General features: G+C 70.2%; 4 protein-coding genes and 2 rRNA genes. 2 read left to right on the top strand and 4 right to left on the bottom strand.

Features of this window, described 5'->3' with window-relative positions; all coding sequences use genetic code 11:
- Positions 1 to 112: 112 nt before the first annotated feature.
- Positions 113 to 4696 carry a HAMP domain-containing protein gene (locus ACFV0O_RS14780; RefSeq protein WP_380341167.1) on the bottom strand — a complete coding sequence of 1528 codons (4584 nt, stop codon included), beginning with the start codon at positions 4694 to 4696 and terminating at the stop codon, positions 113 to 115.
- A gap of 510 nt (positions 4697 to 5206) precedes the next feature.
- Between ACFV0O_RS14780 and ACFV0O_RS14785 the strand changes: the two genes are divergently transcribed.
- Both ACFV0O_RS14785 and ACFV0O_RS14790 read left to right on the top strand, forming a co-directional pair.
- The gene (locus ACFV0O_RS14785) at positions 5207 to 7768 is read left to right on the top strand and encodes a SpoIIE family protein phosphatase (protein WP_380341170.1); all 2562 of its coding nucleotides are present in this window, start codon (positions 5207 to 5209) and stop codon (positions 7766 to 7768) included.
- Positions 7769 to 8025: 257 nt separating this feature from the next.
- Positions 8026 to 8589, top strand: a complete 564-nt coding sequence (locus ACFV0O_RS14790; RefSeq protein ID WP_380341173.1) for a GPR1/FUN34/YaaH family transporter — start codon at positions 8026 to 8028, stop codon at positions 8587 to 8589.
- A 12-nt stretch (positions 8590 to 8601) separates the two neighbouring features.
- Here ACFV0O_RS14790 and ACFV0O_RS14795 read toward each other — a convergent pair whose 3' ends face one another.
- From ACFV0O_RS14795 to ACFV0O_RS14805, 3 genes are all read right to left on the bottom strand, one after another.
- Entirely contained in the window at positions 8602 to 9447 is an 846-nt protein-coding gene (locus ACFV0O_RS14795; protein ID WP_380341176.1) for a phosphatase PAP2 family protein, read from the bottom strand.
- Between the two features lie 61 nt (positions 9448 to 9508).
- Positions 9509 to 9625: ribosomal RNA gene (rrf, locus tag ACFV0O_RS14800) — 5S ribosomal RNA — on the bottom strand.
- 78 nt (positions 9626 to 9703) lie between these two features.
- Positions 9704 to 10731: ribosomal RNA gene (locus ACFV0O_RS14805) — 23S ribosomal RNA — on the bottom strand; the annotation flags it as partial.

The following is a 10731-nucleotide window of genomic DNA, read 5'->3' on the forward strand; positions in this document are numbered from 1 at the left end:
CAGCAAACCGACCGGCCGGGAGGCGCGAACCCCGGGGCCCACGACGGGGTTCACGCCTCCTCTGTCGCCCGTGCGCCCGTACCCGCCACCGACGGCCCGACCGCGCGTCCGCTCACGCGCGGTCCCCGCTCAGCCACTCGCGCATCACCGACAGCAGGTGCTCGGTCTCCACCGGCTTGGTGATGTGGTCGGTGGCGCCCGCCTCCAGCGACTTCTCCCGGTCGCCCTTCATCGCCTTGGCCGTCAGCGCGATGATCGGCAGACCGGCGAACTGGGGCATCCGGCGGATCGCCTCGGTGGTCGCGTAGCCGTCCATCTCCGGCATCATGATGTCCATCAGGACCAGCGCCACGTTCTCGTGCTGCTCCAGCATCTCGATGCCCTCGCGGCCGTTCTCGGCGTACAGGACGGTCAGCCCGTGCTGCTCCAGCACGCTGGTGAGGGCGAACACGTTGCGGACGTCGTCGTCCACGATCAGGACCTGCTGGCCGTCGAAGCGCCGGCCGCCGTTGACCGGCCGGGGCGGCGCGGGCTCCACGGCCCGCGGCCCGGCGGCGCTCTCCAGGGCGGCGCTGCGGCGGCGCTCCACGGCCCCGCGGCGGCGTTCCTCGGCCAGTTCGCGGACCTCCTGGGCCCAGTGGTCGGCCGGGTTCTCGCCGACCGGCACGGGCAGGCCCACCGGGGTCACGCCGACCGACGCGCGCGGCGCCTGGGCGCTCGGGGAGGGCTGGCGCTCGCCCGGGCGCGGCTCCCCGACGGGGTCCGGGGCCTCGGTGCGCAGCGGCAGGTAGAGCGTGAACGTCGAGCCCTTGCCCAGCTCGCTCTCGGCGTGGATCTCGCCGCCGAGCAGCCGGGCGATCTCGCGGCTGATCGACAGGCCGAGGCCGGTCCCGCCGTACTTGCGACTGGTGGTGCCGTCGGCCTGCTTGAACGCCTCGAAGATCTCCCGCAGCTTGTTGTCGGGGATGCCGATGCCGGTGTCGGAGACCGAGAAGGCGATCAGTTCGTCGTCCGGGCCCTGGATCGAACCGGACTCCAGCAGCCGCTCGCGCACGTGTTGCGGGACCTCCCGGCCGGCCGGGCGGATCGAGAAGTCCACGGCGCCGGCGTCGGTGAACTTCACCGCGTTGGAGATCAGGTTGCGCAGCACCTGCTGGAGCCGCTGCTCGTCGGTGTGCAGGGTGACCGGCAGGGCGGAGGAGACCCGGACGGCGAAGTCCAGGTTCTTGTCCAGCGCGACCGGCTGGAAGGTGGCCTCCACGTAGTCGACCAGCTGGACCAGGGCGATCCGGGCCGGGCGGACGTCCATCTTCCCGGCCTCGACCTTGGACAGGTCGAGGATGTCGTTGATCAGCTGGAGCAGGTCGGAGCCGGCGCCGTGGATGGTGTCGGCGAACTCGACCTGCTTGGGCGACAGGTTGCCCTCGTTGTTGTCGGACAGCAGCTTGGCCAGGATCAGCAGCGAGTTGAGCGGGGTGCGCAGCTCGTGCGACATGTTGGCGAGGAACTCGCTCTTGTACCGGGAGGCCAGGGCGAGCTGTTCGGCGCGCTCCTCCAGGACCTGCCGGGCCTCCTCGATCTCGCCGTTCTTGATCTCGATGTCGCGGTTCTGCTGGGCGAGTTGCTCGGCCTTCTCCTGCAACTCCTCGTTGGTTCGCTCCAGTTCCTCCTGGCGCGCCTCCAGCTCGGCGGACCGCATGGAGAGTTCCGCGGTGAGCCGCTGGGACTCCAGCAGCAGGCCCTCGGTCTTGGTGTTGACGCTGATGGTGTTGACCGTGACGCCGATCAGGTCGGCGATCTGGTTCAGGAAGTCCAGCGCGACGGTGGTGAAGGAACTGAAGGTGGCCAGCTCGATCACGCCCAGCAGCCGGCCCTCGAACAGCACCGGCAGCACCACGATGTGCGTCGGGGAGGCCTCGCCGAGACCGGAGGCGATCTTGAGGTACCCGGGCGGCGCCTCCTTGAGGATGATCGCCCGCTTCTCCACCGCCGCCTGGCCGATCAGCGATTCGCCGGGGCGGAAGGTGGTCGGCATCGCCCGCCGCTGGTAGCCGTAGCTGCCGATCAGGCGCAGCACGGTGTCGTTCTCGTCGTCGTCCTCGGTGATCAGCTCGGCGGTGCGGCCGGCCGGCTGGGCGAGGAAGAAGGCGCCGTGCTGGGCGGAGACCACCGGGGTCAGCTCGGTCATGATCAGCGAGGCGACCGCCTCCAGGTCCCGGCGGCCCTGCAACAGGCCGGAGATCCGGGCCAGGTTGGTCTTGAGCCAGTCCTGCTCCTGGTTGGTGCGGGTGGTCTCGCGCAGGTTGGCGATCATCTGGTTGATGTTGTCCTTGAGCTCGTCGAGCTCGCCCGCGGCGTCCACGTCGATCCGCAGGCTCAGGTCGCCCCTGGTCACCGCAGTGGCGACCTGGGCGATCGCGCGCACCTGACGGGTCAGGTTGTTGGCCAGTTCGTTCACCGACTCGGTCAGGTCCTGCCAGGTGCCGTCCACGCCGGGCACCCGGGCCTGGCCGCCGAGCCGCCCGTCGGTGCCCACCTCGCGGGCGACCCGGGTGACCTCGTCGGCGAACGCGGAGAGCTGGTCGACCATGGTGTTGATGCTGGTCTTGAGCTGGAGGATCTCGCCGCGGGCGTCGACGTCGATCTTCTGCGAGAGGTCGCCGCGCGCCACCGCGGTGATCACCAGCGCGATGTTGCGCACCTGACCGGTGAGGTTGTTGGCCATCAGGTTGACGTTGTCGGTCAGGTCCTTCCAGATGCCGGCCACCCCCGGCACGCTCGCCTGACCGCCCAGGGTGCCGTCGGTGCCCACCTCCCGGGCGACCCGGGTCACCTCCACCGCGAAGGAGGAGAGCTGGTCGACCATCGTGTTGAGCGTCGCGGCGAGCGCCGCCACCTCGCCCTGCGCGTCGATCGCGATCTTCTTGGAGAGGTCGCCGCGGGCCACCGCACCGGCCACCTCGGCGATGTTGCGCACCTGACCGGTGAGGTTGTTGGCCATCAGGTTGACGTTGTCGGTCAGGTCCTTCCAGATGCCCGACACCCCGCGCACCCGTGCCTGACCGCCCAGGATCCCCTCGGTGCCCACCTCCCGGGCCACCCGGGTCACCTCGTCGGCGAACGCCGACAGCTGGTCGACCATCGTGTTGACGGTCGTCACCAGCTCCAGGATCTCGCCCCGGGCGTCGACGGTGATCTTCTTCGACACGTCACCGCGGGCGACCGCCGTGGTCACCTCGGCGATGTTGCGCACCTGGCTGGTCAGGTTGTTGGCCATCAGGTTGACGGAGTTGGTCAGGTCCTTCCAGATGCCGGCCACCCCGGGCACGCTGGCCTGGCCGCCGAGGATGCCCTCGGTGCCGACGTCCCGGGCGACCCTGGTGACCTCGTCCGCGAACGCACCCAGCTGGTCGACCATCGTGTTGATGGTGTTCTTCAGCTCCAGGATCTCGCCGCGGGCGTCCACCTGGATCTTCTGCGACAGGTCGCCCTTGGCGACCGCGGTGGTCACCTGCGCGATGTTGCGCACCTGGTCGGTGAGGTTGTTCGCCATGAAGTTGACGTTGTCGGTCAGGTCCCGCCACACCCCGGCCGCCCCCGGCACCTGCGCCTGGCCGCCGAGGCGCCCCTCGGTACCCACCTGGCGGGCCACCCGGGTCACCTGCTCCGCGAAGCCGGAGAGCTGGTCGACCATCGTGTTGATGGTGTTCTTCAGCTCCAGCATCTCGCCGCGGGCGTCCACCTCGATCTTCTGCGAGAGGTCGCCGCGCGCCACCGCCGTGGTCACCTGGGCGATGTTGCGGACCTGGCCGGTCAGGTTGTCGGCCATGAAGTTCACCGAGTCGGTGAGGTCCCGCCAGACCCCGGCCACGCCCGGCACCTGTGCCTGGCCGCCCAGCCGCCCCTCGGTGCCGACGTCCCTGGCCACCCCGGTGACCTGCGCGGCGAACCCGTTCAGCTGGTCCACCATCGTGTTGACGGTGTTCTTCAGCTCCAGCATCTCGCCGGCCACCTCGACGGTGACCTTGCGGGACAGGTCGCCCTTGGCGACCGCGGTGGTCACCTGGGCGATGTTGCGCACCTGCGCGGTCAGCCGGCCGGCCATGGTGTTGACCGAGTCCGCCAGGTCCTTCCAACTGCCCGACACGCTGCGGACCTTGGCCTGGCCGCCCAGCTTGCCCTCGGTGCCCACCTCGCGGGCCACCCGGGTCACCTCGTCGGTGAACTCCGAGAGCTGGTCGACCAGTCCGTTGACGGTCCGCCCGATCTTCAGGTACTCGCCGCGCAGCGGGTGGCTCACCCCGTTGCTGTGCAGCGAGCGCAGCTCCATCTTCTGGTCCAGGTCGCCCTCGGCGATCGAGGTCAGCACCCGGCCCACCTCGGACATCGGCCGGGCCAGGTCGTCGATCAGCGCGTTGCAGTTGTCGACGGCCGCCATCCAGGCGCCCTCGCCCGCGCCGGTCTCCAGCCGCTCGTTCAGCCGGCCCTCGCGGCCCACCGCCCGCCGCACCCGGGCCAGTTCACCGGTCAGGTGCTGGTTGCGCTCGGCGACCTCGTTGAACACCGCGGCGATCTCCGCCAGCGGTCCGTCGCCCGGCACCGTCAGCCGGCGCCGGAAGTTGCCGTCCCGCATCGCGGTCAGCGCGGACAGCAGCTTGCGCAGCTCGGCGGGCTCCGCGCCGCGGTTGTGGCTCACTCGCCGGCCGGCCGCGTTCCGCGGCGCGGTCCCGGAGCGGCCGCCGCGCTGGGCAGGCGGCGTCGTACCGGTTGCGTCCTTGGTGGCCGAACTCAACGGGCCCCTCCCACATCGTGAACCGTCCGGTGGCCGCCCGTGCCGGAGCGGCACGCGCCCGGGCACCGGCCCGGCTGGGCTGCGTACCGGCAGCCCCTCGGCGCACCGGCACCCACACGACCGTACTGCTCGTACCGGTCGTCGCGGACCCCCCAGTCTGGCAGCACCGGCGCCCCGTGCACGGCCGGTTGCGCACGGTTGGTACCGCACCGTCCGAAACAGGTGGGCAGAATCACCCTCTGGTGCCTGTTTCGACTCCCCGCCCCCACGGGGAACCAAGCGGAAAGTAGGGTGGAGCGCTGCACCGGGCCACGACCCGACCCAGCGCCGCCGCCCACCCCGACGGCGCGCACGGGGAAGTCGGCGCCGCACCCCGGACAGCCCAGGCAAGAGCAGCAGAGGAGAAGTGGCAACGTGGTCACCGCGCGCGCAGCCGCCACCTTCGACCCCGACGGCCGGTCCGCGGCCGCCGCCCGGGGCTTCGTCCGGGACGCGCTGCTCGGCTGGGGCCTGCCCGAGGTCGTCGACGACGCGATCGTTCTGGTCAGCGAACTGGTCACCAACGCCGTCGTGCACGCCGGCACCGCCGCCGAGGTCTGCTGCCTGCGCGAGGAGGAGACCGTCCGGATCGAGGTCACCGACCACCACCCGGAACGCGGCCTGCCCTCGCTCGGCGGGGGCCCCGTCACCGCCTCCGACCGCTACGCCGACCCCGAGGGCGAGGGCGGCCGCGGTCTGCTGATGTGCTCCGCCCTCGCCGAGATGTGGGGCGTCGAGTACGCGGCCGGCCGGAAGACCGTCTGGTTCCGCCTCCAGCTGCCCGCACACGTGGTCGGCACCCGCTACGCCGTTCCCGCCACCCCCGGCAGCGACCTGCCGAGCAGCGCCGGCCCGGTGCACGTCGCCGTCGTCCAACTCGACGAGGACGGCCGCGTCCTGGCCTGGAACCCGGACGCCGAGGCCCTGTTCCGGTACCCCGCCGCCGACGTCCTCGGCCGCCCCTGGGCCGACCTCGCCGTCTGGCCGCAGTCCCCCGACCGCGGCCTCGGTCTGAGCGACACCCTGCGGCTGGCCCGCTGGGAGGGCAGCTACGGGATCCGCCACCAGGACGGCCGCGAGGTCGAGGTGTACGGCGCCCAGGTGCGGGTGCGCGACACCGAGGGCGTCCCCTCCACGCTCTGCCTGCTCGTCCTCGCACCCGACCGTGCCGTCCTGCGCTCCCCCGCCCGCGCCCTGCCCGGCGAGCGCACCGACCCGGCCGGCCCCCGGCTCGACCTGCTGGCCGGCCCGGTCGCCACCGACGACCTCGACACCCTGCTGCAGCGCACCGTCGAACGCGCCCGCGACCTGCTCGACGGCGACGCCGCGTACCTGCTGCTCACCACCGACGACGAGGCCGAGTTCGAGGTCCGCGCGGCCACCGGCCTCACCTCCGGACACCGCCGGCACGCCCGCTTCCCGGTCGGGACCGGCAACCGGTACGACTCCGCCCGGCTGCCGTCCGTCCACGAGGACCTCACCGCCCGCCCCACCGGCCTGCCCCTGCTCTCCGGCAGCGGCATGCGCTCCCTGCTCACCGTCCCGCTGAAGGTCGAGGGCCGCCTGATCGGTTCGCTCGGCATCGCCGCCACCGCGCCTGGCCGCTACGACAACGAGGACGCGCTGCGCCTGCAGTTCGCCGCCGACCGGGTCGCCCTCGCCGTCGAGAGCACCCGGCTGACCGAGCTCGAACGGCTGCGCCGCGGTTCGCTCTCCTTCCTGGTCGAGGCCTCCGACCTGCTGGCCGGCACCCTGGAGCACGAGCAGACCCTCGCCCTGATGGCCCAGATGGCCGTCCCCACCCTCGCCTCCTGGTGCGCCGTCTACACCACCGCCGACCACACCTCCCCGGCCCGGCTCGCCTTCGTCCTGCACGAGGACGAGGACCGCATCGACCCACTGCGCGACCTGCTCGACAAGACCCCCGTCCCCGAGGCCGGCCCCACCCACGGCGTCCGCTTCTGGGCGGCGCCCGCCGAGACCGCCGAGGCCGGCGGCCTCACCGACAGCCCCGAACTCGCCGGCCTGCTCGGCGAGACCGTCGTCATCGCGCTGACCGCCCGCAACCGCGTCATCGGCCTGCTGGCGCTGGGCGTCCCGGCCGGTGTCCGGTTCCGCCAGGAGATCCTCGAACTCGCCGAGGACCTCTCCCGCCGCGCCGCCCTGGCCCTCGACAACTCCCGCCTCTACTCCGAGCGCACCGCCACCAGCCAGGCCCTGCAGCGCAGTCTGCTCCCGCCGGACCTACCGGAGATCCCCGGCGTCGAGGTCGACGTCTACTACCAGGCGGCCGGCGAGGGCAACGAGGTCGGCGGGGACTTCTACGACCTGTTCACCATCCGCGAGGGCACCTACGGCTTCGCCATCGGCGACGTCTGCGGCACCGGCCCCGAGGCCGCCTCGGTCACCGGCCTCGCCCGGCACTCGCTGCGGCTGCTCGCCCGCGAGGGCCTGGACGCCCCGCAGGTCCTGCGCCGCCTCAACGCGGCCATCCTGGACGAGGGAGCGCGCAGCCGCTTCCTCACCCTGCTCTACGGCGAACTGACGCCCCGCCCGGACGGCAGCACCGAGCTCTCCCTGGTCTGTGCCGGCCACCCGTTGCCGCTGCGGCTGCGCACCGACGGCCGGGTCGACCGCGCCGCGACCCCGCAGCCGCTGCTCGGCGTCATGGACGACCTCGACCTGACCGCCGAGCACCTGGTGCTCTCCCCCGGCGAGGTCCTGCTGTGCGTCACCGACGGCGTGACCGAACGCCGGGAGGGCCGGAGGATGTTGGGCGACGACGGTCTCGCCGAGGTGTTGACCGGCTGCACCGGTCTGACCGCCGGCGCGGTCGCGGCCCGGGTCCAGCGCGCGGTCGAACGCTTCGCCCCCGAGCCGCCGTCCGACGACATGGCGATCCTGACCCTGCGGGTGCCAAACCCTCGCCAGCCGTGAGCGTTCCACGCTGACGCAGTCACAAATTGTTATCTTCACAATGGTACAAGCGCCGGGCGCCGGGTAAACCGATCCCACCGGGGAATCCACCCGGCGGGGACGTGACCAGCGGGCTCTCCGTTGGTCCATCACTTCCGACCGCAGCCCGCGCACGCTCACAGCCGTGCGCCATCGGCGCGGTCGCGCGCATCCACTCACCGACACCACACCACAGCGTCACTGCGCCCTGCGCGCGCCCAGAGTGAAAGGAGCCTCCGGTGAGCAACGACGCTACCGGGGCAACGAACGCCCGCTCCACCGGAGCCGACGCAGGTAACCTCGGATACCTCGCCCTCGGCCTGACACTGCTCGCCTACGGTCTGCTCTCCACCGGCATCCTGCACGGCGCCGGAGCCGGGGACGCGGCCCACCTCGCCCATCTGCTCGGCGGCATCACCCTCTTCGTCGCGGGCCTCTGGCAGCTCCGCGGCGGCGAGGGCTTCACCGGCACCGCCTTCACCAGCCTCGGCGCCTTCTGGGCGACCTGGTCGGCCGCCGGCGGCGCGGGAAAGAACGCCGCCGGGCTGTTCCTGCTCCTGTGGGCCCTGCTCGCGCTCAGCCTCACCGCGGCGAGCTGGGGCGCCGGTCTGCTCAGCCGCGCCGTCTACGGCCTGCTGACCCTGTCCCTGCTGCTCTCCGCCATCGCCACCTTCGGCGGCTACGGCGGGCTGGCCAAGCTCGCCGGCTGGGTCGCGGCGGTCGCCGGGCTCTCCGCCTGGTACTGGGCCACCTCCGCCCTCAGCAACGGCGCCTGGGGAAAGCTCGCCCTCCCGGTCAAGTGAGCCGCTGACGGCTCAACCGACCTGCTCCAACCGCTCCTCGGCGGTGCCACGGGGTCGGGCCTCCGCACCGGCGGAGACCCGACCCCGTCGGCGTGCCGCCAACGCCAGGACGGCGTAGGCGAAGAGGAGGATCGCAACGGCGACGATGCCGTCCGCCCAGAAGTGGTTGGCCGTCACGACGACCACCGCGACCGTCAGCACCGGGTGCAGCACCATGACCCACCGCAGCGAACTGCGCGACACCCGGATCACCGCAACCGCCGCCAGCACGCACCAGGCGACGTGCACCGAGGGCATCGCCGACAACTGGTCGGCCACCACCACGCCGCCGACCGCACCCCCGTACACCGACTGCCCGTACACCACGGCCACGTCGACGAAACCGCTCCCCGGCAGCATCCGGGGCGGCGCCACCGGGATGAACTGCACCAGCAGACAGACCGCGGTCGTGATCACCACCGTGTTCCGCACCCACGCGTACCGCTCCCGGTGCCGCACGAAGACCCAGAGCAGAACACTCAGCATCACCGCGAAGTGCATGACCGCGTAGTAGTAGTTCGCCAGCCGCACCAGCACCGGGTACGGCGTGACCGCCGCCTGCCAGGAAGCCTCGTCCGGCAACCCGACCACCTGCTCGGCGTGGTGGATCCAGTCGGCCCGGTCCAGCGCGTGGTCCCCGCTCATCACCGACAGGTGCCCGACCAACTGCCAGAGCGCGAACAGCGCCAGCAGCGTGCCGGCCTCCCGCAACAGCGCCGACAGCGACGGCTTCCGGACCCTCGACGCGACGTACGCGCCCGCGTAGAGGCCGGCGGCGGCGCCCCCGGCGGACTGCCAGGTAAGGGTCAGGTTCTGCATTGGCAGAGGGTAACGCAAAAAGCCCCCCTCCCGAATGGGAAGGGGGCTTTTTGGAATGATTGTTCGGCGGCGTCCTACTCTCCCACAGGGTCCCCCCTGCAGTACCATCGGCGCTGTGAGGCTTAGCTTCCGGGTTCGGAATGTAACCGGGCGTTTCCCTCACGCTATGACCACCGAAACACTATGAAACTGTCAACCGCACACCCGAATTCGGGCGGGTCGTTGTTTCAGAACAACACAGTGGACGCGAGCAACTGAGGACAAGCCCTCGGCCTATTAGTACCGGTCAACTCCACCCCTTACAGGGCTTCCATATCCGGCCTATCAACCCAGTCGTCTACTGGGAGCCTTACCCTCTCAAGGAGGTGGGAGTGCTCATCTCGAAGCAGGCTTCCCGCTTAGATGCTTTCAGCGGTTATCCCTCCCGAACGTAGCCAACCAGCCATGCCCTTGGCAGGACAACTGGCACACCAGAGGTTCGTCCGTCCCGGTCCTCTCGTACTAGGGACAGCCCTTCTCAACACTCCTACGCGCACAGCGGATAGGGACCGAACTGTCTCACGACGTTCTAAACCCAGCTCGCGTACCGCTTTAATGGGCGAACAGCCCAACCCTTGGGACCTACTCCAGCCCCAGGATGCGACGAGCCGACATCGAGGTGCCAAACCATCCCGTCGATATGGACTCTTGGGGAAGATCAGCCTGTTATCCCCGGGGTACCTTTTATCCGTTGAGCGACGGCGCTTCCACAAGCCACCGCCGGATCACTAGTCCCTACTTTCGTACCTGCTCGACCCGTCAGTCTCACAGTCAAGCTCCCTTGTGCACTTACACTCAACACCTGATTGCCAACCAGGCTGAGGGAACCTTTGGGCGCCTCCGTTACCCTTTAGGAGGCAACCGCCCCAGTTAAACTACCCACCAGACACTGTCCCTGATCCGGATCACGGACCCAGGTTAGACATCCAGCACGACCAGAGTGGTATTTCAACGTCGACTCCACAACAACTGGCGTTGCTGCTTCAAAGTCTCCCACCTATCCTACACAAGCCGAACCGAACACCAATATCAAGCTATAGTAAAGGTCCCGGGGTCTTTCCGTCCTGCTGCGCGAAACGAGCATCTTTACTCGTAATGCAATTTCACCGGGCCTATGGTTGAGACAGTCGAGAAGTCGTTACGCCATTCGTGCAGGTCGGAACTTACCCGACAAGGAATTTCGCTACCTTAGGATGGTTATAGTTACCACCGCCGTTTACTGGCGCTTAAGTTCTCAGCTTCGCC

The sequence above is a fragment of the Kitasatospora sp. NPDC059577 genome (genome assembly GCF_042735475.1).
Classification (GTDB): domain Bacteria; phylum Actinomycetota; class Actinomycetes; order Streptomycetales; family Streptomycetaceae; genus Kitasatospora.

Coding starts and splice junctions, on each gene's coding strand:
- ACFV0O_RS14795 (WP_380341176.1), bottom strand. CDS start 9,447: ATGCAGAACCTGACCCTTACCTGGCAGTCCGCCGGGGGCGCCGCCGCC.